Origin of the sequence: Paenibacillus polygoni (assembly GCF_030263935.1) — a bacterium.
GTDB lineage: Bacteria > Bacillota > Bacilli > Paenibacillales > Paenibacillaceae > Paenibacillus > Paenibacillus polygoni.
In genome coordinates, this window is the sequence record NZ_CP127162.1 from 3,283,012 (window position 1) to 3,304,686 (window position 21,675).

The window sequence follows — 21,675 nt, forward strand, 5'->3', positions numbered from 1 at the left end:
GGACAGCCGATCCGTTTTCTAAAGTAATATCACAGCTCTTATGCTTTAGAAAATGTTGGTTCCCCATTCATTGTCACAGGCGCACTTCCTCATGTCAAGAAAGTGAACCTGGAGTCCTATTTCAACTTATCACCTAAGTTTCGGCTTACGAAACTTACTTTTTGTTAAAGAAGCGTGACAACTCACCTTGAATCAAAGAAACCTGACCTGGACGTTTACCAGCAACCAACTGTTGCTTGAGCATCCGGTGCAGCTGAGAATCCGACAGTTCTCTTCGTTTCACTTCAGTGTCTGGAGTAATAACCGTTGCTTCCTCTGATTCTTTTGTAACTGGGTTCATTACTTGCTTAATCCCCGCAATATTGACCCCTTTTTCAATTAAAGCTTTAATTTCAAGCAATCGTTCTACATCGTTAAAAGAGAAAAGACGTTGATTTCCTGATGTACGCGCTGGGACGATTAAATTATGCTGCTCATAGTAGCGAATTTGTCTTGCAGAAAGATCCGTAAGTTTCATAACGATTCCAATAGGAAATAAGGCCATATTTCTGCGGATTTCATCACCCATGTCGTTCATCTACCTTCCAAGTATTCTATATACCATCATTGTACATTTATATGATATGAAGTGTCAATGATATGTAAGGAAAACTCACAGTAAATTACGATCTTTCATTGTTTGCAGTGCCATAAGAACGCCGTATTTTACATGAGAGTAAGTAAGACCACCTTGCATATATCCTATGTAAGGTTCTCTAATCGGTGCGTCTGCGGATAGTTCAAGGCTTCCACCTTGAATAAAAGTTCCTGCTGCCATGATCACGGGATGCTCATACCCCGGCATGTCCCAAGGTTCTGGTACCACATGACTATCGATGGCTGAAGCTTTCTGAATTCCTTGTACAAAAGCAATGAGATGGTCTGGACCATCAAAAGAGACAGCCTGAATGAGATCGGTCCTCATCTCATGCCATGCCGGTTTTGTGGTAAAGCCAACCGCTTCAAACATAGCCGCAGCAAATACACTTCCTTTGATTGCTTGTCCAACAGTGGAAGGAGCTAGATATAAACCTTGGTAAATCCCTCTTGTCGTCCCCAGCATCGCTCCCACTTCGCCGCCGATTCCTGGTGCTGTAAGCCGGTAAGCAGCAAGCTGAACATACTTTTCTTTTCCGCAAATATAGCCACCGGTTTCGGCAATACCGCCGCCCGGATTTTTAATCAGAGAACCTGCAATTAGATCAGCGCCTACTTCTGTAGGTTCCTTCTCTTCCGTAAATTCTCCATAACAATTGTCCACAAAAACAATGACGTCTTCTTTTAACGCCTTCACTTTTTGAACCATCTCTTCAATTTGTGCCACCGTAAACGAGGATCTCCAGTCATAACCTCTGGAACGCTGAATACCGATCACTTTTGTACGTTCATTGATTGCTGCTTCCACCGCACTCCAATCAATGTTACCCTCAGCAGTAAGCGCAGTCTCCTGATACGTAATTCCAAAATCATGTAATGAACCTGTGCCATCTCCAGCTTTTCCTATGACTTTATGTAACGTATCATACGGTGTGCCTGTAATATACAGCAGTTCATCTCCTGGACGAAGCACTCCATATAGCGCTGTAGCAATGGTATGTGTTCCTGAGGCAAAATGCGGGCGCACTAATGCTGCTTCTGCCCCGAAGACTTCAGCATACACTTCATCCAGCACTTCACGTCCGCGATCATTGTATGCATATCCAGTCGATCCTGCAAAATGGTAATCACTTACTTGCTTCTTCTGAAAAGCTTCAATGACTTTCCACTGATTCTTGTCGATGATTCGGTCGACTTCTCTAAGTCTACCTTCAATCTTTTCTTCAATCTCTTGCCCTAAACGTACAATTTCTTCTGAAAAAACGGCCTTCATGTTCTTCTTCTCTCCTCATGCGTACAAATCTGACATGATATGCACTTTAGTATGTTGATGATATTCCAGTTAGATCACGTCAAATTATTAATAAATGAAATTTTAAACTTCAATAAAATCTTTCAGCAAGTATCCGTGCTTCTCATATTCCCCTTGCTGAACTTGTACTTCATATATAACATCACTTTCATCATATTCTGTGTTAATTACATCACCCACACGATATATAACGGAAGTAATGTCTCCTCTTTCTGCAGGTATACGGAACTTTACCGTTTCTCCTGCCAGTTCCTCTTGGATCATCTCACGAATACTGAGTAAATCCGCTTCATCAAAGGCACTAATCTTCTTGTACCCTTTACCTGATGGCAGCATTTGAAGCTGTTCTGGTGTACACGCGTCTTTTTTATTAAATAGAACAATCTGCGGTTTATCCGCCGCTCCAAGCTCTTCCAGGATCTTATGAACCACTTTCATCTGGTCTTCTCTCATCTCGGACGATGCATCCACTACATGAAGGATGAGATCAGCCTCATTCACTTCTTCAAGAGTAGCGCGGAATGCCGCGACTAAATCATGCGGTAAATTTTGAATAAATCCAACCGTATCGGTTAGAACAATTTCCTTGCCGTTTGGAAGTTCCATCGTACGAGAAGTAGGATCTAGGGTGGCAAATAATTGATTCTCAATATAGACATCTGCTGCTGTCAGTTGTTTGAGCAGGGTGGATTTCCCCGCGTTCGTATAACCAACAAGAGCAACCTGAATAACTCCGCTCTTTTTACGGCGCTCTCTGTATAGTTTACGATGGCGCGTCACTTCTTCCAATTGACGTTTCAAATCGCTGATTCGATTACGAATATGTCTACGATCTGTTTCAAGCTTGCTTTCCCCCGGTCCACGGGTACCAATTCCGCCGCCTAGACGTGATAAATTCTTGCCATGACCGGACAAACGCGGAAGTAAATAAGAGTGCTGTGCGAGTTCGACTTGGATAATACCTTCTCTTGTATTTGCTCTTTGGGCAAAAATATCAAGGATGAGCTGAGTACGGTCAATGATTTTGAGATCAAGGCTTGCTTCCAGGTTCCTTACTTGAGCACCCGAGAGATCTTGATCAAAAATAGCCGTAGTTGCCCCAAGCTCATCCGCGACGAGTCTAAGTTCTTCCACTTTTCCTTTTCCGATAAACCATTTGGTATCTGCTTTTTCCTTATTCTGCGAAATTACGCTAAGTACTTCAACTCCTGCTGTCTCAGCCAGTTTCACAAGTTCCTCCAGTGAATACTCTGGGTTAATTCCGCTTTTTTTCACTTGATCTGTCACCAGACTAACCAAAATTGCTTTATCTTTCATATCCATATTTGTTTCGTGCGTGGAGTTTGCCATCATGTTTGCTCCTTATTGTTCATATCGTTTGCTTGTATTATATATTGCCTTTGTGTTTATTTTGTCTCCAGTTTTAAATCCTCTGTTCGTATGGTCATCAGCTCAAGCTTTCCTGGATTTCCTGATGAATATTGATTTAGCAGCCGGACCGCCTGATGACGAATCGACTTTTCAATAATATTTCGAACATATCTTGCGTTGCTGAATGCTTGAGAGGTATCATTCTTTTCTTCTAGTAAATGTTGTTTTAACTTGAGTATGGTCTGCGGCATTAAAATATAATCCCGTTCTTTCGCCATAAGTTCAGATATTTGGATCAATTGATCAAGGGAGTAGTCAGGAAACTCGATCTGAATGGGAAAACGAGAAGGCAAACCAGGATTGGTTTGCATAAAAAAGTCGATTTCCTCTGAGTATCCGGCCAGGATGAGGATAAATTGATTCTTGTGGTCTTCCATTGCCTTTACTAATGTATCAATCGCTTCTTTACCAAAATCTTTCTCTCCACCGCGAGCGAGACTATAGGCTTCATCAATAAATAAAATACCACCGAGCGATTTTTTTACAAGATCCCGCGTTTTTTGAGCGGTATGTCCAATATATTCACCCACAAGATCGGCCCGTTCTACCTCTACTAAATGTCCTTTGGTGAGAACCCCCATCTTCTGAAATAGTTTCGCAACAATTCGCGCAACCGTTGTTTTACCTGTACCCGGATTTCCTTTAAAGACCATGTGGTAAACATGAGAGCCGCTAATAAGGCCCGCCTCAGTCCTCATTTGTGCAATTTGCAAAAACGCATAGATTTCGAACACAAAATCTTTTATGCTATCAAGTCCCACAAGTTCGTCTAACTCTTTTTGAATATCTTGGTACATGGCAAATTGAGGATTATCTTTGATCTGAGCCTGCGTTGTATCCACCTCTGCTGCTGAGCCGCCCTGTACACTATACAAATCGGTCTGATTACGAAGTACCACATTAATCTGCCGGGAAGGTCTGCCTTCCTGACCCCCTCCAGCTGCCATCGCTCTTCCATTCATCATACGCTCACCTCTACTCTTCAGGGGCTTAACTTCCTCTACTTAAGGTATTCTAGCGAAGCGGATGTTATTAGAAGTTTTGCGAAAGTAGGTTGTTAGAAAGAGAGCATAATCTGGTCCATCTTCCACTTCGAGTAAGCAAGACTTTCTCTTATTTGGCTAGGCCAAAATGGCATGGCAACAGATTCAGCTAATGAAATCATGGGTTGATCATAATCAAGGAATGCAGCAATTTCAAGCGATCTCATACCATGAAAATCATGAGTAATGATGACCGAAGAACGAAGGCCATGTTCATTCATGATACGTCTACTGTATAGTAAATTCTCGTACGTACTTGTAGCTTCATTCTCTAAAAGAATGTACTTTGGATCTACTCCCTGCCGAACAAGATACTGCTGCATCCCTTCAGCTTCCGTGTATCTATGCTCAGAACTATCAAGCCCTCCGCTCACGATGAAATAAGTAAAAGTCCCTTTTTCATATAACATCAGCGCATGGTCCAATCGTTCCTGCAAACCAGGACTCGGTACATCTCCCCAAAGCGAGGCTCCAAGTACAATTCCGACATCTACCTTTTGTCCGCTTATATGGGTTTCGCTTGGTGTAAGGATTCTCCACTGGGTATACCCGATCCAAATTACAAAGAGAACAGCAAGCAGAAGGATTGTCTTAAAAAATCGCTTTCTAGCCTTCGTGGCATAGATAACCTCTTTTAATCTTTGTCTCTTACTTATCTTCTCTATCTTCATGTTTACTCCTTAAAGTCACCATTTTCAAATAAATTTGCCCGATCTTCCAAGGACATTTTGAAATAAGGAAAGGAATGAGCATCGATCGTCTGAAGAAGATACTGAGCCGTTCTCGTTGATAATTCATAATCTGCTGTTGTGATGTGGCCTTTCTCCAGCGCATCATCCAGTTCATCTTCATCCAGTAAAAATATCTCTCCATCTTTGAGGACAATCACATCAAGATATAAATCATCAAACCAAGGTACTCCTTGATCCGTAATCCCCTGATTACGACACGTATCAATGTACCATTCAACAATTTGGTCCTGATCATCAAACATTGCTGTCACAACGTAGTGTTCATCTTTTGGAAAATACTGAAGCCAAGAGTAACCTTTATCTGCCGTACAAAACGTATATCCGCCGTAAGTCTTCCACAGCGGTTCCTTCAAATCATGAATCGTATAAAGGGATAAATATCCTGTGAATTCTTCGCTCTCCACATAGCGGCAAGCAAACTGCCGATTGGTAATTCTTCGCCAATTGGCCCGATCTCCGAATTTTCTTTTCATCCTCATCCCTCTTCATTCATTACTCACATCCTAGCGGATGCCTTTCATTGTGGATAAAGTGATCCCTTCACTGCATCCAAGTTCTTAATTTATATAATTTCGTATTCAATCAAGAACGATCTACAAGGTATTTACAGCTTACCATATTTAAGATATACACTCAAAGCCGCTTCCCATAGAACAGAAAGAAGCCAGCAGGCGGCTTTACCTGCTGGCTTCTTTCTAAATTCAAATCATTTATTTAGGGTGTAGCTCCATCTTGTTTATTGGTATCGGCTTGAGGTGTAGTGGCTCCATTCGTAGTAGGAGGGGTTTCACTAGCAGGAGGAGTCGTTTCCTCTGGAGCGGTAGTTTCATTTCCCCCACCGGAATCGCTGTTTTCACCACGATCAGGGGTTTCTACTTGACCACCGCCACTTTCATTTCCTGCATTATTTCCATCACTATTGCCATTGGCGTTTCCATTACCGTTACCGTTACCGTTACCGTTGCCGGTGTTGCCATTCCCGCTGCCATTACCATTTCCTTCATTAGATCCATTACCCGGGCCATTTCCATTACCATTTTCGTTATTTTCGCCATTATCATTACCATTCTGGTTTTCGCCAGAGTTTTCATTTCCCTCATCAGGAGTAACTTCTGGCTGCTCTGGCTCTTCTGGTATGACCTCTTCTGCTTCAATGAAGAGAGTAACCGTATTTGATGGAGCAGAGTCTTCTCCGTTCTCTGGGTTAATGGCTGTTACATAGTACTCATAAGTGAGCCCTGGTAATGCTCCCGTATCGGTCGCACTTGTATCTGAGATTCCATCCAGGATTCGGGTAAATGAACCTTCTGAAGATTCTTTACGATACACGCGGTACTTCTCACCCTCCGCCGATGAACCTTTCCAGCTAAGAGATACCGCTTTTTGGTTAACATCATACGAAGCACTCAGACCGCTGACAGATACATCTACTTTCGGTTCTTCTACCGGAGGAGCCACTGGCGTGTCAGGAATTTCATTCTTTGGTGTAAAGAATTCTTTCCGTTCTACTCCTTCCAGTGCCTTTTCCATAACGGTACTAAAGAAAGTTGCAGCAAGTTTACTGCTGTTTTTCAGCATGTGTTTTGCATCTGGATTATCATATCCCATCCATACGGCTGCCGTATATTCCGGTGTATAACCAACAAACCATACATCACGGTTTGCACTGTTTCCAGAAATACCGCTTTGAGTCGTACCTGTCTTACCAGCAACGGGACGGCTCAGTCTAGCACTTGTACCCGTACCGCTGTTCACAACTTCTTGCAACATCTGGGTCATTTGATAAGCTGTTTCTTCACTCATCACTTGTTCTTTATCATCTTTATGCTCATAGATTGTTTTGCCATCACTATTTACAATCTTCGTAATTGCATAACCTTCCTGGTATTGACCGCGATTAGCAAATGCACTGTAGGCTGCCGCCATTTCAAGTGTATTCGTCCCTTTGTTCAGACCGCCGAGCGCCATCGAAAGGTTACGATCATCTTCGGTCATCGTAATACCAAGCTTTTTAGCAAAGTCGTAACCTGTACCTACACCAATTTGGTTAAGCAACCAAACTGCTGGGATATTCTCCGATTTTGTAATCGCATCTGCCATTCCAATCGTGCTGGAGTATCCATGTAAGTTCTTCGGACAGTAATTACCAAAACATTGCTGTTCATTACTCAAACTAGAGTTTTTCGTAAATTTCCCTGTCTCAAGAGCTGGTGCATAGGATGCAATCGGTTTAAATGCCGATCCTGGCTGACGATAACTGCTTGTTGCTCGGTTGAAGCCTTGACGCTGATAATCGCGTCCTCCTTGAAGAGCAACGATACTTCCTGTCTCATGATCCATAATCACCATGGATCCTTGAACTTTCTGATCATCAGGACTCTCTTCAAACAAGTTATCATTTTTGAAAGCTTCTTCGACCGCTTCCTGAGCCTGTGTACTCATCGCTGTATAAATCTGATATCCGCCAATATTCAAATCATCGGTAGTTTTGCCTGTTACCTCTTCGGCTTCTTTCAGCACATAGTCGACATACGAATCATATTTACGTTCTTCTTTTGGTCTTTCGTATGTGTACTCAGCTTCCTTCGCTTCTTCCATCTCTTCCTTCGAGATATATCCTTGTTCATACATCAGATCAAGAACTACACCCCGGCGAGCTTTGGAATCAATGGGGTTCCCTGAAGGATTATAAGCAGACGGTCCTTTTGGAATCGCAGCCAATGTCGCAATTTCCCATAGTTCAAGATCATTCAAATCCTCTTTACCAAAATAAAACTGTGAAGCAGCTTTAATTCCATACTCCTGATATCCAAACCATACCCGGTTCAAATACATGGTTAGAATCTCGTCTTTGGTATACTTCCGTTCAATCGCGAGAGCAATAGACACTTCCGTAGCTTTACGGAAGAACGTTTTATCCCGAGTTAAGAATACGTTCTTAGCTAACTGCTGGGAAATGGTACTGCCCCCTTCTACTAATGAACGGGCCATAACGTCTTTTACCGCAGCACGGGCAATGGACCAAAGGTCAACCCCTTTATGTTCATAAAATCTGCGGTCCTCTGTAGCAACAAATGCATCTTTTACAATCTGGGGAATTTCTTCTTCTGTAGCCGGTTCCCAGTTTTCTATCGATAGCTCACTAATTTCATTACCTTGTGAGTCATAAACCTTCGATGTTTCGTTCACGGTCATTTTATCCAGATTCGCAGTTAGAATGCGTTCTCCGCTAACCATAATGAACAAGTACCCAGCCAGTGCGATGAATATGGCAAAAGCTGCTGTGAAAAACAAAGTCCAACCTACGCGTTTACGTGTGAATTTCTTCTTCTTAGATCCGGCTTTCTTATCGCTTGGTTTCTTTTTATTATTCTTATTGTTGCGATTGCCGGATCTGGACAGTGTATCGTTTGACATGATACCTCCCTGACTCCTTTTTCGGTACGCATGGTGCATGCTACCTTCTGTCTTTTTCTTTACCTTTTGTAGAAACATGGAAAAATACCGCAGGAAGTAAAAGAACAACCTTTACAGGTTGCTCCGCCAATTCCTTATCACTATTAACAATTTCATTTTAAGAAAGTTTCATGCTTTATTCTTCGTTGTTTCCATTTTGCATCAGTGAAATGTTGCGCTGAGGTGTAAATGTGGATATGGCATGTTTATAGATCATTTGCTGGCGTCCGTCACTATCGACAACTATCGTATAATTATCAAATGCCTTTACCGTACCTCGAATTTGAAAACCGTTGACTAGAAATATGGTTGCTGGAATATTTTCTTTCCGCATTTGATTCAAGAACGTATCCTGGATGTTGATGGACTTGGTCATTTAGCCGTACCCCCAATAATTCTATTAGATTGTTTTGAAGATGATGTTACTTCAAATTCAGCTTTTCAGCTATTATATCACGTATCATAGCGAAACTCGTAGAAAAATTTGCTGTATCCGTCATATCTACCCAGTGAATATCTTTCATATGTCTGAACCAGGATAGCTGTCGTTTGGCGAAGCGACGCGTATCTCTCTTCAGTTCACTTACTGCGGTTTCTAGCGGAACTTCTCCTCGAAGATAGGAAGCAATCTCTTTATAACCGAGACCTTGCATAGAAATGCAGCCTGGTCCCACACCATGGTCTAGCAGCGCAGCTACTTCCTGTACTAAACCTTCTTCCATCATTTCATCAATACGGTCTTCAATACGTTTATATAGCATTTGTCTATCCATTGTCAAACCGACGATACACAGATCATACGGAGATTCCTTTTTTTGTGCTGCAAGCTGGTCGGATTGTCTCATGCCTGTCATATGATAAATTTCAAGTGCTCTGATCACACGTCTTACATCATTAGGATGTAATCTTTCGGCACTCGGCGGATCAATTTCTCTTAATTTCTCATGAAGTTTCTCCGGTCCGTGTACATCCGCATAATCAAATTGTTCCTTACGGAACTCTTCATCAGAGCCCACTTCCGAGAACTGAAAATTATAACACACGGATTCCACATAAAGGCCTGTGCCTCCTACGATAAAAGGTAGCTTCCCTCTCGCATGAATATCTTCGATCAAATGACGGCAGTTCGCCTGAAATTCTGCCACTGAATAAGGATAGTCCGGCTCATGAATATCAATGAGATGATGAGGAATTCCATCCATTTCTTCTGGTTTAATCTTCGCTGTCCCAATGTCCATCTGCCGATATACCTGCATAGAATCACCTGAAATGATCTCAGCATTAAATGTTTTGGCCAATTCTATACTCATTTTTGTCTTTCCCACCGCTGTAGGGCCTACAAGGACAAGCAGCTTGGGCTTATTGCTCATTGTCAAGTTCAATCACTCCGTACACTATTTTCGACCTCGAACGATCGGGTTTTTGAAACCCCAGTCTTGTAAATTCGCCGCTTCCGGCTTTTTCTTTCAATACGATTCGCTTTCTTGCGACCCTGCGCGCCTCTATTATACTCTCTAACTGCAGTGCAGCACGATTTGCGAAGGGGCGAAGCGGGTTTATACCGCTCGAATCCAGCATCGGCTGACGAAACATAGGATCGAAATAAATAACATCAACACTCTTATCTTCCATCTGCTTAAGCAAACTCAGGTGATCACCATGTTTTAGTTCAATCGATCTTAATGCCTCATTTACCTCAGGCTTGCCTGTACGGTAGTACTTCATTCCTTCAAGTAATAAGGTATATAAGGAATGTGAGCTTTCACAAGCAATAACGTGACCGCTTTTCCCAACAGCTACAGCAAAAACCAGGGCATCCGAACCTAACCCGGCTGTACAATCAAGTACGGTATCCCCTTCCTTGATGTCACATGCCGTGAGCATTGGATCACTTTCCCCCCGTAAAATACGCCTTGCCCTGACATAACCCATACTCGGGTGAAAAGAAAGCTCTGGCTCGTTTTGACGACTGAGACGTGCTCCATCTTTTACGACGACAACAACCTCATCATCCTTATACTCTTTTGCAATGAGGGCTATAGACGTTTTATTTCTTGGGACATATAAGGATCCAGTAGCTTCTGCCAGCTGCATTGCTCTTTTCACTAGATCCCCATTCACTGTTTCCCCCGTTGTAATTAACATAATTTCTCCGTTCCTTATACCAATTTACATAACTCTTTTAAACATTTTTTCTAAATCATACGTTGAAAAGGAAACGACAATAGGTCTTCCATGTGGACATGTGTACGGCTGCTTACACGCTGCGAGTCTTTCAAGCAAGACCTCGGCCTCTTTTTCAGTCAATTTCTGATTTGCCTTAATTGATGCCTTACACGAACACATAATAGAAGATGCTTCCCGCAGTTTCGATAAGTCAATGGACCTTTCCGATAACACCCATTCTGCCATTTCTAGTATGATTGATTCTTCACTTCCTTTTGGGAACCAATAAGGGTAGGAAGTAACACGAAAAGTCTGCCCTCCAAAATGCTCGAGATAGACACCTGCTTTCTCAAACCACGTCAGCTTCGTTTTCAGCTGTTCTGTTTCTGAAGGGGTAAACTCAAGTGTGATCGGAAGCAGCAGCTCCTGAGATGCCTCTACTGGATTACCAAACTGCTTGTAATAAAACTCATAATTTATTCGCTCGTGAGCAGCATGCTGATCGATCAAATAAAGCCCGCTGTCATTTTGCGCAATCAGATACGTTCCGTGATGCTGACCAATCAGAGAAAGTTCAGGAAACTCAGGAAGCTCTGGACTCTCCGAAGACTGATGATGAGCATCATTCGGTTTGTTACTTTTGGGTGCAGCGATATCGCGATAATAGTCTTTAAAGGACTTATTGAGCTGAGATTGTCTCCGTTGTTGAGGCTCGTTTCTCACTTCTGAAGAAGTCGCTGAATAATGAAAGGGTGAAGGAGTCTCCTGCTGCCCATCCGGCTGAATGTAGTCTTCATCCAGATCATCTTTCAAACTCTTAGAAGGAAGTACCTGATCCTTAACCCGATCCTGCCCATCGTAGGGAATCACGCGCTCTCTCATCTCAGTAGCAGGTAACTCTTTTTCTTCAGTTATAGGCAATTGCTTCGCAAACGAACCCGAGAACTGCTTGGTTTCTGCACGATCTTCAATCCTACCTCTTGGAAAATGGAATTGTTCCTGCACCGTAGAAGTGCTGCCCGGCTTTCCAATCGTTTGCTTAACTACCTGCGGTATTAACACTTCCTGCCGCAGAGCAGCATGTACAATTTCCTCTACAAAAGCGTAAAGTTCAGCTTCTTTACTAAACCTTACTTCGAGCTTAGCCGGATGCACGTTCACATCTACGAGCGAAGGGTGCATCTCAAGCTGCAACACGGCCAGCGGGAACCGATTAATAGGCAGCAAGGTATGGTACGCTTTAAGCAGCGCTTGATTCAGTCCATAGTTTCGAATATATCTTCCGTTTATAATCGTTGATATACCGTTACGGTTAGCTCTAGTAAAATCAGGCCGGCTCACAAATCCGCTAATCTTATAATCCAGGTTTTCTCCGTTTACCGGAAGCATCGTTTTGGCCGCAGATGTTCCATATATTGCAGCAATCACCTGAACTAAATCTCCGTTCCCAATCGTCTGTAGCAGCATATTCCCATTATGTCTCAGGGTAAATGCGATATCAGGATGCGATAGTGCCATTCGGTAGATCGCATCCGAAATATGACCAAGCTCTGTCTGGATAGTCTTCATATATTTCAGTCTTGCGGGTGTATTATAGAACAGTTCTTCTACTGTAAAATCCGTACCTTGAGAAGCGGTAATATCCTCATGCCGGATTAATTTACCGCCTTCAATTACAATCTCTCTTCCCCGCCCGTCATCCTTATTTGAGCTGACAAGACGAACTTTAGACACGGCAGCGATACTCGGAAGTGCTTCTCCTCGAAATCCTAAACTCGTAATTTCAAAGAGATCTCTGCCATTCTCGATTTTACTTGTAGCGTGACGGTAAAAGGCGGTCTCCATATCATCGGGATCTATGCCGCCGCCGTTATCCGTGACACGAATCGTTTGAAGTCCCCCTTCATAGACGGAGACGTCAATTCGAGTACTGCCTGCATCGATCGAATTTTCTACAAGCTCCTTTACTACAGAAGCGGGTCTTTCTACTACCTCACCTGCAGCAATCTGGTTTGCAATATGTTCATCCAGGACATGAATTTTAGCCACCTTTTAACCCTCCCTTTACTTCAAACTATATTTTTAATTATAAATCATTTACTTTCTTTTTCAGGTCATTCACAAACTGCATCGTTTCCAGCGGGGTCATATTCATTAAATCCGCTGTTTTGAGTTTCTTGATGATTTGCTTCACCGCTGGGTCTACCTCTGCGTGGGATGCTTTTTTCTTCGGCACAATGTCTTCTTCATCAAAAATCGAGAGCTGAACGACTTCCGTATCTTGCGTACTCTCTTCAGCTGTCTCGAAGAGCGGCGATTCCATGACATATTCATCTGTCTTACGTCCATCCGACTTGGAGGATAGACTAGAATGCGTATTGTCATCAGTAGTTGCCGCCTCAGTTGTTGCCGCGCTTTGTTCTCTGCCAGTAGCAGCCTCTGTCCGTGCATTCTTCTCTTGGTCATGCTTGTCCATCGTACCAACAGTCTCATGAATGAGACCTTTTGCCCGCTCGATAATCGAGTCAGGCAGACCTGCAAGTCTAGCAACGTAAATACCGTAACTGCTGCTCGCAGCTCCTGGAATTAATTTGCGCAGGAACTGCACTTCATCTTCTTTTTCCTGAACTGCCATCGAGTAGTTGCGAAGAGAAGATAAACTATCCTCGAGATGAGACAGCTCATGAAAATGAGTCGATACAAGCGCCTTACAGCCAATATGATCATGCACATATTCAATCACAGACTGAGCGATGGCCATTCCTTCACTTGTAGAGGTACCTCGGCCAAGCTCATCAATAATAATCAAACTCCGTGGTGTTGCTTTTTCAGTCATGATCTGAATATCAGCCATTTCCACCATGAATGTACTTTGACCTCCAATGAGATCATCACCTGCGCCAATTCTTGTAAAAATCCGGTCCATAATTGGAACTTCTGCCGATGCAGCAGGTACAAACGAACCCATTTGCGCTAAAATGGAAATCAAGGCAACCTGCCGCATGTAGGTACTTTTTCCTGCCATATTAGGTCCAGTGATTAGCAAAATACGCGGATCTTCTTGTTCCATCACCGTATCATTAGCCATAAACGATCCATCTCTCATGACGGATTCTACGACCGGATGTCGGCCTTGCTTAATCTTCATATCAAATGCATCTGTAATAACAGGTTTTACAAAACCTCGCTCTGCACTCACCGTAGCAAGGGATTGATAGACATCAATCTCTGCGACTTGCTCGGCAAGACGCTGAAGTCTTTTAATTTCACCTGCCAGCTTATCCCGAAGTTCAATGAAAAGAGAATATTCGAGTCCTACCATTTTTTCTTCGGCTTCCAGAATCAGTGACTCCTTCTCTTTCAGCTCCGGAGTGATGTAACGTTCCGCATTCGCAAGCGTCTGCTTCCGCTCATATCTTCCTTCTGGCAAGGAAGCAACATTCGATTTGGTCACTTCAATGTAATAACCGAATACTTTGTTGTATCCAATCTTAAGAGAGCGAATCCCTGTTGCTTCACGTTCTCTTGCCTCAAGCTCAGCGATCCAGCGTTTCCCGTTCACACTCGCATAACGCAGCTCGTCAAGATGCTCATGGTACCCTTCACGAATCATTCCCCCGTCCCGTACGGAAACAGGCGGCTCATCCACAATAGCTTCCTCGATGAGTTCCTTTAGGTCAGAACAGTGATCTAAGGAACCCGCAATCTTCTGCAATGTTTCAGATGGGGAGTTCAGACATAAATCAATCAAAGCAGGAACCCTGGCGAGTGATACTTTTAGTGCATTCATATCCCGGCCATTCGCATTCCCGAATGCAATCCGTCCGACAAGGCGTTCGAGATCATAGATTTCTTGCAGCTGCTCCCGAATATCCTGACGTAAGATAAACTGATGATACAGCTTGTCTACCGCTTCTAGACGCTCTTCAATTTTACTTTTTTGCAAAAGAGGTTTATCGATCCAGCGGCGGAGCATTCTTGCGCCCATGGAGGTCTCCGTCTTATCAATGAGAGACAGCAGGGAGCCTTTCTTCGACCGATCGCGCACCGTTTCTACAAGTTCTAGATTCCTTCTAGTAAAAGGATCAAGGATCATATAGTTATCAGGTTCATACGTCGATACCTCTGTAAGCTGACCAAGAGAGCGTCTTTGTGTCTCATGAAGATACGAGAATAAAGTCGCGAGACAGTGCTGACGTTCTTCACCGAGTCTAGCCCATACCGTTTCTCCAAACTGTTCAATAACATAGTCAGCTTTATTCTTCTCATATTCTGTATAGGTAACTGGACGATTTCCCGTCATCAGTTCACTCTTTACCGTATGAAGAAGGGCCGCATCACCAAGAATCTCTGACGGTTCATAAATCCCAATCTCATCTTTTAACCACTTCTCAGAATAAAGAGCGGATGTTAAATAAAGTTCGCCCGTAGATAGATCACATGCAGAAATGGCGATCATTCCGTTTTTCTGTGTGAGGCAGACCATATAGTTATTGCTTTTATCACCAAGCGTCTTGCCTTCCATTACCGTTCCCGGCGTAATGACACGCACAATTTCTCTGCGTACCATTCCTTTTGTTGTTGCTGCATCTTCCATCTGTTCACAGATGGCTACTTTATACCCTTTTTCAATCAGACGATGTATATAGTTATCAGCAGAGTGATAAGGCACTCCGCACATCGGTATTTTTTCGCCAACTCCGCCTTCCCGGCCGGTAAGAGTGATTTCTAGTTCCTTAGCCGCAAGTGTTGCATCATCAAAAAACATTTCATAAAAATCACCTAAACGAAAAAAAAGAAACGCATCCTGCGCTTGTTCTTTTACTTTCAAATATTGCTGAATCATCGGCGTATATTGTGCCATGATATTTATCCACTCCTGCTACACGTTGTAAAGCTTACATATCTTTGATCTAAGATACGGCTTTCTATCGTTCAGATCTCTATTATAACAAAAAGACTAAGCATGTCATGGCTCTAGCGGAATATTCCACAAGGGCCGGATATCTCTCGTTTCATCCCACGTCTTTCCTTCGTATAAGGCAGACACTAGCGGATTAATATATTTATGAAACCCTCGGTACTCAGGAAGGAGAATCATTTCTTGCAAAAGCGGCTCCATAACAGAGCGGAGCATAACCCGATCCCCTTCATAAAAGGCGGCATGGATCTCTGGCTGATCGAGCGGACGCAGGTTTAGTCTGCGGTACTGAGAGGCAATAAGGCCTGCCATAGCCACGACCCCTTTTGCGATCATGGGGGAGATTAGAAAGCTTGGCAGCGTACGATATTCAAATCCTCCGTAGGGCTGAACTCGAAAATCTCCCAGGTATCCATAACGCGGCCTTCTTCCGGCACTTCTCGGATCTTCTAGTATAGCAACAGGCAGTGCTAAATAATTGTCGAGTGCTCTTAGAAGCTCAAAACTAAGCACCACCCGGCTAAAATGTACGTGTCCCCCTAGAGGGATCCCTTTTACAGGCATTCCTCCTGCACACCAGATTAAAGAACGATCGGTAATCAGAGAAGACGCCGTACGAAACGCATGCATCAGGTGTGTTATGAGTTCTCTCGGTTCTGCACTCGGATTTGGGCGGAGTTCGGCTACAGGATAGATCCTTCTTCCATCCCGAGAAATAGAGTCGCATCCCGCTTCTCCCTGACGATCCAAAAACTGAGAAGCAGGTACCATAGACCTGTCTTCACGTAATAGTAGAAACTCAGGGTCCATACCAAGTACCGGTACAGTACCCGCTTCTGCTTCTGCTTCCAAAGCGAGTTCTGTTTCCTTTACAGCCTGTTCGTACATCAGACGAATGTCATCACTTATGAGCCAAGGATAATCGTTGACACTCGTGATGACAGCTCCTTTCTCCGATGCTTCCAGTACAATCTCGGCGTGTGCTAAATTCAGCGCATAAGCTGCCTTTACGGCGGCACGTTCAATCCTTCTATAGCGGGACGTTTCTTCTATTCTTAGTACAGACGTTTCTTTCACTTGTTTTATTCCTGTGTATACGATCTTCCGAACTCGCAATGCCCTCAGCTGACTAACTAGCACTTCATAATATACTTTAAAATGATTTTCTTGCTCTCTATGTAGAGAGAGGGTGGAACCGAGACCCGAACGTCTCAGTCTTGCAGTTCGTTCTGTGATAGACATCTGCTCATATAAAGGCAAATTCCAGATTACTGCCATCCCGCTTCCACCCTTCTCCTTCAGGCTAAAAAAATAAAAAAAAGGAGGGCTGCCGCCCTCTACGCCGAAGAGTTCGGCGCATATGATGCACTATACAGATCGAAAAAGCAATTACAGTTCATCATCCAGTGAGTCTGGATCTAGTTCATCAAAATCGGCTTCGACTGTACCAAAATCATAATCTTTGTCATCGTCCCCACAGCCATGAGGACTAACAATCACATTGACTTTGGTTTCGGCAATCAGTTCGACAGCGAATTCGCGTTCCACCCGAATAAGTACACTTTCTCCATTTGAAGATACACTTGCCTCTACGCAGCTCGGCTCCTGTGTTGACTCCGCAGAAACCTCTACTGTAGAAGCACGGTGTTTCGGATCAAGGTACGAAAGTGGAACATTCTCTACATAAGACACTGTTTCCTTAGCAACATCGGTTTGAGAGTTTTGGTCATAAGAATACCAAATATTGATATCGTAAGTACCAATCACTTCAATTCCGTCACCAGCCGCAACCGCCTCGTACTCGTGATTTATAATCCATGCACCTAAAATACTGGTAGGATTATGTGGCGGAGTCACAGTATGTGTTACGGTAGAGAACTTACGACCTTTGCCGCAGATCGCTTTCGTTATAATCTCTCTACATTGTTGTTTATGACCTAATGACATCTTTGAACCTCCTCCATACAATCATTCCATTTATATGTATGCAGGACATGGGCATTTGTTGATTGATTAAGTCACTTATTTTTTCTATTAATAAAAGATTTATTTATTAAAAGCTATTCTCCTTTTGCTGACACGGAAAAGGAGCTTTATCTTTTTTCGCAATTTTTAAATATAATCCAAGTTCTCTGCACAGTTGTCTAATCGCTGAACGAAGTTCAAATTCCTCCCTTGTGGTTGGAAGGTCCATTACGCGAAACTGCTCTTCCATCTCTTGCAGCAATTTTTCGGTACGTCCCGTATAGAACTCGGTATGAACATCGGCGCTTAGCTGATCAAATAATTCGGCTACCATCTCAGCATGCGTCATCGTTGTATATACTTGTGAGATCAGATGCATCATATGCTGAATGGAATCCAGCTGCGCTTTTCGCATGTAAAAATAAACTGTCCATTCTTCGTTTGGATGAATAACCTGATTTTCAAGATACATTTTAGAAGCTGCAATTCCGCTTGAGATCACTTTTTCTGCTTCAATAATCTCTTTTCCATCCCAAACATAAGAAGGATCTTTCAGGGTGTTAGCGAATTCCTTGAAAATTACAGAAAATAATGCGTCAATATCGTGTCTAATGTTTATAAGTTTATTATCTGGTTTAGGCATGTAAGCCATATTCACAACCATAGCCGAACCGAGACCAATGATAAGCATCAGAATCTGAACGCCGATGACTTCAAGGGTGATCTCTCCTCCATTAAATACCCGAAATACAACAACAGATCCGGTAACGATTCCTTCTTTAAACCCTGCTCGTACAATCGCTGGAAAAGCGGTTAGTATATATGCTGCCAGCACCCAGTAATGAAAACCTAGTACCGCAAACAGAACAGATGCAAAAAGAAGCCCGACTACCGACGCGAAAAAACGTGCCGAAATGGTTTTCAGGCTTCTTTTGCGAGTTACGTCCACTCCAAGTATAGCGAGTAGACCTGCCGAGGTCGGACTATGCAAGCCCGCTGCATCAGCAATCAGCACAGCCATAAGAGCTGCAATAGCTGTTTTAATAACGCGAAACCCCATGTATGATATCTCTCCTCTATCTCTCTCGGCAATCAAGGTTCTACATGAATGCAGACAACCTTGTTATTACCCAAACGGATCGTAGGTATTTATCGTACATGATTTTTGTTAGCCTAACAATGTAACTTATTCGGGTGACGCTAAATCTACACATTTTCGTGTCTTTTTTACATAATTTGTTCCACTCGTGCTATAATTCACGCCCTCCCATCAGTTTACGTTCAATCCAGGCTACAAGTTGGTACATCACCGTAGCAACCACAGCGATAACGATAAGACTTGACATGACGAGCGTAAAGTTAAACACCTGAAAACCGTAAATAATGAGATATCCAAGTCCTTCCTTGGCAACAAGAAATTCTCCGACAATCACCCCGATCCACGCAAGCCCCACATTCACTTTTAAAGTAGAGACAATCGCCGGAAACGAAGCAGGAAAAATAACTTTTCGAAAAATCTGCTTACGGTTCGCTCCAAATGTACGAACAACCTTCACATAGTTTGGATCTACTTCATTAAAGCTGTTATACACAACGAGCGTTGTAATAATAACGGTAATGGAGATGGTGGTCATGATGATAGCGGTAAAACCCGCACCAAACATGACGATAAAGATGGGCCCGAGGGCTACTTTCGGCATACTATTAAATACGACGAGGTATGGATCAAGAACCTTGGACAAGAAAGGCGACCACCAGATCAAGATGGCAATGAGCGTTCCTAGGATGGTACCAAGCAGAAACCCAACCACCGTCTCAAAGACAGTAACGGATAAGTGACTCCAAATTTCACCGCTGGCTATATCCTTACCAAGCTGTCCAAAGATTTTCGAAGGATAACTGAAGAGCAGTACATCAATCCATTTCATTCTTCCAGCGACTTCCCATAATAGAAACATCATAATGAGAATACCAATCTGGGTAAGACTAACTTTACGGCGCAAGGATTTTCGTTTACGACTATACTGACTGTGAATTTGCGTAAGCCAGTCCTGCCCTTGAGATGGATTCAAACCTTCTTGCTCCTTCATCTGTTATCCTCCTTTCCATCTGTGTCTTCAAGTTCTCTCCATATCTCATTAAATAGTTCATTGAACCCAGTCTGTTCTCGTGCATAAAAAGGCTGCGCCTTCCTGATTCCGTCCGGAATTATAAATATTTTGCGAATTCTTCCCGGATTTTTATCAAGTACAATCACTTTATCACTTACAGCAATCGCCTCAGATAAATCATGTGTCACCAGAATAGCCGTCTTTCCCTGCGCTCGAAGTGTGTCAGAGATCAAATCTTCTAGCTGGAGCTTCGTTTGATAGTCTAGTGCTGAGAAGGGTTCATCCAGCAGGAGCAGGTCAGGGCTTGTTGCCAACGTCCTGACAAGGGCTACCCGCTGGCGCATCCCCCCTGATAAGGAGGAAGGGTAGAGGTTTTCTGTCCCTGCGAGGCCCATATTTGCGAGCATCTCGCTTGTTTTTTGTGCGGAATCCTTCGTAAGCTGTCCTGTAATTTCAAGACCAATGAGTATATTCTCCTGAATGGTCCGCCAGGGATACAAGTAATCCTGCTGCAGCATATATCCAACCTTGGGGGAGGGGGACTTGATTAGATCTCCAGATAACCTGACTTCTCCTTTTGTAGGAAAAAGAAGGCCTGCGATCATCGAGAGTAACGTTGTTTTGCCGCAGCCGCTCGGACCGACAAGACTAATGAACTCGCCCTCATTGATCTCTAAATGAAGGGATTCAATTGCGAGCTTTGCTCCTCTCTCGGTCACATATACATGGGTAATATCTTTCATCTCTATTAAATTCATTTACTCACTTCCTTTGATAAAAAGGCTTCACTTGGAAGAGATAACGTCATTTGCAAAATCGTTATTCACAATGGCAGAAGCGGGAACTTCCTCTTTCAGCTCTCCTGCATTTTTCATAACGGCAAGCAAGTTATTCCATTCTTCCTCATCAATGATTGGGTCAGTGGCATAAGTTTCTTGAGCTTTATATCGCTCTATGCTGCTCGTAACGATCGATGGATCCGCATCTTTAAAATAAGGCATGATCACTTCCGCGATTTCTTCGGATGAGTGCTCGTTCACCCAGGTCTGTGCTTTATGGAGACCTCTAGTGAATTTGGTTACCGTCTCTTGGTTCGCCTTGATATAGCTTTGCTTTGTCATAAATACCGTATAAGGCAAATGTCCGCTCTCCACCCCGAAGGAAGCCACTACTTTCCCTCTACCTTCCTTTTCAAAGATGGATGCCTGCGGTTCAAATAGCTGCACATAATCTCCGGTTCCTGAAGCAAAAGCAGCTGCAATGTTTGCAAAATCGATATTTTGGATGAGCGTCAAATCCTGGTGCGGATTGATCCCTTTTTTACCTAGTGCAAACTCTCCCGCCATCTGCGGCATCCCGCCTTTTCTTTGACCGAGGAACTCGCTTCCTTTAAGCTGCGACCAGTCAAAGTCACCTTGCTGATCTCTTGCGAATAAAAAGGTTCCATCGGTTTGCGTTACTTGAGCAAAATTGATGACAGGGTCTTCTGCTCCCTGTTGATACACATAGATTGACGTTTCCGCTCCCACCAAGGCGATATCAATGGACCCTGCTAGTAGAGCGGCCATGGTTTTGTCTCCACCAGCGGTCGTTTGAATCTCTACATCAAGACCTTCTTCCTTAAAAAAACCTTTAGCGACAGCTACATATTCCGGTGCGTAAAATACGGAACGAGTAACCTCTCCTACCCGTACCTTGACATCCCCGCTGCTTTTCCCGCCCGTACACCCGCTCATAACGACACTCAACAGGAGAACCGGCAGCACAAGCAGCTTCCACCATCCTTTACCTTTCATCTTAGAACCCTCCCCTAAGTAAGCAATGCAATTTATGAGTATACGTATGCAATGAACCTACAAATGGTTAATGAATTCGGGGGATC

18 protein-coding genes are annotated in these 21,675 nt (G+C 43.4%); all 18 read right to left on the minus strand.

The features are described 5' to 3' along the window. Positions 1-154: 154 nt before the first annotated feature. The 18 genes from QPK24_RS15705 to QPK24_RS15790 all read right to left on the minus strand — a co-directional run bounded on the left by QPK24_RS15705 (position 155) and on the right by QPK24_RS15790 (position 21,589). Positions 155-568, minus strand: coding sequence for a MerR family transcriptional regulator (locus QPK24_RS15705; protein ID WP_160032050.1), 414 nt, complete (start codon positions 566-568; stop codon positions 155-157). Positions 569-652: 84 nt separating this feature from the next. Next, entirely contained in the window at positions 653-1,909 is a 1,257-nt protein-coding gene (locus QPK24_RS15710; RefSeq protein ID WP_285742635.1) for a methionine gamma-lyase family protein, read from the minus strand. Between the two features lie 102 nt (positions 1,910-2,011). Then, entirely contained in the window at positions 2,012-3,298 is a 1,287-nt protein-coding gene (gene hflX / locus QPK24_RS15715) for a GTPase HflX (protein ID WP_285749367.1), read from the minus strand. Between the two features lie 56 nt (positions 3,299-3,354). Next, positions 3,355-4,341, minus strand: a complete 987-nt coding sequence (locus QPK24_RS15720) for an AAA family ATPase (RefSeq protein WP_285749368.1) — start codon at positions 4,339-4,341, stop codon at positions 3,355-3,357. A gap of 95 nt (positions 4,342-4,436) precedes the next feature. After that, positions 4,437-5,093, minus strand: a complete 657-nt coding sequence (locus QPK24_RS15725; RefSeq protein ID WP_285742637.1) for a YdcF family protein — start codon at positions 5,091-5,093, stop codon at positions 4,437-4,439. Positions 5,094-5,095: 2 nt separating this feature from the next. Beyond that, positions 5,096-5,647, minus strand: a complete 552-nt coding sequence (locus tag QPK24_RS15730) for a ribonuclease FAU-1 family protein (RefSeq protein ID WP_285742639.1) — start codon at positions 5,645-5,647, stop codon at positions 5,096-5,098. Between the two features lie 241 nt (positions 5,648-5,888). Beyond that, positions 5,889-8,591 carry a transglycosylase domain-containing protein gene (locus tag QPK24_RS15735; RefSeq protein WP_285742642.1) on the minus strand — a complete coding sequence of 901 codons (2,703 nt, stop codon included), beginning with the start codon at positions 8,589-8,591 and terminating at the stop codon, positions 5,889-5,891. Between the two features lie 175 nt (positions 8,592-8,766). Further along, positions 8,767-9,006 carry an RNA chaperone Hfq gene (hfq, locus tag QPK24_RS15740; RefSeq protein WP_160031946.1) on the minus strand — a complete coding sequence of 80 codons (240 nt, stop codon included), beginning with the start codon at positions 9,004-9,006 and terminating at the stop codon, positions 8,767-8,769. Positions 9,007-9,052: 46 nt separating this feature from the next. Continuing rightward, the gene (gene miaA, locus QPK24_RS15745; RefSeq protein WP_285742645.1) at positions 9,053-10,006 is read right to left on the minus strand and encodes a tRNA (adenosine(37)-N6)-dimethylallyltransferase MiaA; all 954 of its coding nucleotides are present in this window, start codon (positions 10,004-10,006) and stop codon (positions 9,053-9,055) included. Continuing rightward, positions 9,990-10,775: a class I SAM-dependent methyltransferase gene (locus tag QPK24_RS15750; RefSeq protein WP_285742647.1), complete on the minus strand. Its 786-nt coding sequence runs from the start codon at positions 10,773-10,775 to the stop codon at positions 9,990-9,992. The genes miaA and QPK24_RS15750 overlap by 17 nt, the downstream gene beginning before the upstream one ends. 24 nt (positions 10,776-10,799) lie before the next feature. Then, positions 10,800-12,845 (minus strand): DNA mismatch repair endonuclease MutL, encoded by a 2,046-nt coding sequence (gene mutL / locus QPK24_RS15755; protein WP_285742649.1) that lies wholly within the window; start codon positions 12,843-12,845, stop codon positions 10,800-10,802. A gap of 37 nt (positions 12,846-12,882) precedes the next feature. After that, positions 12,883-15,660 (minus strand): DNA mismatch repair protein MutS, encoded by a 2,778-nt coding sequence (gene mutS, locus QPK24_RS15760; protein ID WP_285742652.1) that lies wholly within the window; start codon positions 15,658-15,660, stop codon positions 12,883-12,885. Positions 15,661-15,765: 105 nt separating this feature from the next. Further along, positions 15,766-16,995 carry a putative amidoligase domain-containing protein gene (locus QPK24_RS15765; RefSeq protein ID WP_285742654.1) on the minus strand — a complete coding sequence of 410 codons (1,230 nt, stop codon included), beginning with the start codon at positions 16,993-16,995 and terminating at the stop codon, positions 15,766-15,768. A gap of 111 nt (positions 16,996-17,106) precedes the next feature. Continuing rightward, positions 17,107-17,664, minus strand: coding sequence for an outer spore coat protein CotE (locus QPK24_RS15770; protein ID WP_285742656.1), 558 nt, complete (start codon positions 17,662-17,664; stop codon positions 17,107-17,109). 106 nt (positions 17,665-17,770) lie between these two features. After that, the gene (locus QPK24_RS15775) at positions 17,771-18,742 is read right to left on the minus strand and encodes an aromatic acid exporter family protein (RefSeq protein ID WP_285742659.1); all 972 of its coding nucleotides are present in this window, start codon (positions 18,740-18,742) and stop codon (positions 17,771-17,773) included. 190 nt (positions 18,743-18,932) lie between these two features. Further along, positions 18,933-19,772: an ABC transporter permease gene (locus QPK24_RS15780; protein WP_285742661.1), complete on the minus strand. Its 840-nt coding sequence runs from the start codon at positions 19,770-19,772 to the stop codon at positions 18,933-18,935. Beyond that, a complete protein-coding gene (locus QPK24_RS15785) occupies positions 19,769-20,551 on the minus strand; it encodes an ABC transporter ATP-binding protein (protein WP_285742663.1) in 783 nt (260 codons plus the stop codon). Before QPK24_RS15785 ends, QPK24_RS15780 begins: the two co-directional genes overlap by 4 nt. 27 nt (positions 20,552-20,578) lie before the next feature. Continuing rightward, positions 20,579-21,589: an ABC transporter substrate-binding protein gene (locus tag QPK24_RS15790; RefSeq protein ID WP_285742666.1), complete on the minus strand. Its 1,011-nt coding sequence runs from the start codon at positions 21,587-21,589 to the stop codon at positions 20,579-20,581. Positions 21,590-21,675: the final 86 nt, after the last annotated feature.

Excerpts from the sequence above, each read along its gene's own strand:
- QPK24_RS15725 (WP_285742637.1), bottom strand. The coding sequence starts at position 5,093 with ATGAAGATAGAGAAGATAAGTAAGAGACAAAGATTAAAAGAGGTTATC.
- QPK24_RS15780 (WP_285742661.1), bottom strand. The coding sequence starts at position 19,772 with ATGAAGGAGCAAGAAGGTTTGAATCCATCTCAAGGGCAGGACTGGCTT.
- QPK24_RS15770 (WP_285742656.1), bottom strand. The coding sequence starts at position 17,664 with ATGTCATTAGGTCATAAACAACAATGTAGAGAGATTATAACGAAAGCG.
- QPK24_RS15775 (WP_285742659.1), bottom strand. The coding sequence starts at position 18,742 with ATGGGGTTTCGCGTTATTAAAACAGCTATTGCAGCTCTTATGGCTGTG.
- QPK24_RS15765 (WP_285742654.1), bottom strand. The coding sequence starts at position 16,995 with ATGGCAGTAATCTGGAATTTGCCTTTATATGAGCAGATGTCTATCACA.
- QPK24_RS15750 (WP_285742647.1), bottom strand. The coding sequence starts at position 10,775 with ATGTTAATTACAACGGGGGAAACAGTGAATGGGGATCTAGTGAAAAGA.
- QPK24_RS15705 (WP_160032050.1), bottom strand. The coding sequence starts at position 568 with ATGGGTGATGAAATCCGCAGAAATATGGCCTTATTTCCTATTGGAATC.
- QPK24_RS15735 (WP_285742642.1), bottom strand. The coding sequence starts at position 8,591 with ATGTCAAACGATACACTGTCCAGATCCGGCAATCGCAACAATAAGAAT.
- QPK24_RS15790 (WP_285742666.1), bottom strand. The coding sequence starts at position 21,589 with ATGAAAGGTAAAGGATGGTGGAAGCTGCTTGTGCTGCCGGTTCTCCTG.
- QPK24_RS15720 (WP_285749368.1), bottom strand. The coding sequence starts at position 4,341 with ATGAATGGAAGAGCGATGGCAGCTGGAGGGGGTCAGGAAGGCAGACCT.
- QPK24_RS15785 (WP_285742663.1), bottom strand. The coding sequence starts at position 20,551 with ATGAATTTAATAGAGATGAAAGATATTACCCATGTATATGTGACCGAG.
- QPK24_RS15710 (WP_285742635.1), bottom strand. The coding sequence starts at position 1,909 with ATGAAGGCCGTTTTTTCAGAAGAAATTGTACGTTTAGGGCAAGAGATT.
- QPK24_RS15730 (WP_285742639.1), bottom strand. The coding sequence starts at position 5,647 with ATGAAAAGAAAATTCGGAGATCGGGCCAATTGGCGAAGAATTACCAAT.
- hfq (WP_160031946.1), bottom strand. The coding sequence starts at position 9,006 with ATGACCAAGTCCATCAACATCCAGGATACGTTCTTGAATCAAATGCGG.
- mutS (WP_285742652.1), bottom strand. The coding sequence starts at position 15,660 with ATGGCACAATATACGCCGATGATTCAGCAATATTTGAAAGTAAAAGAA.
- hflX (WP_285749367.1), bottom strand. The coding sequence starts at position 3,298 with ATGGCAAACTCCACGCACGAAACAAATATGGATATGAAAGATAAAGCA.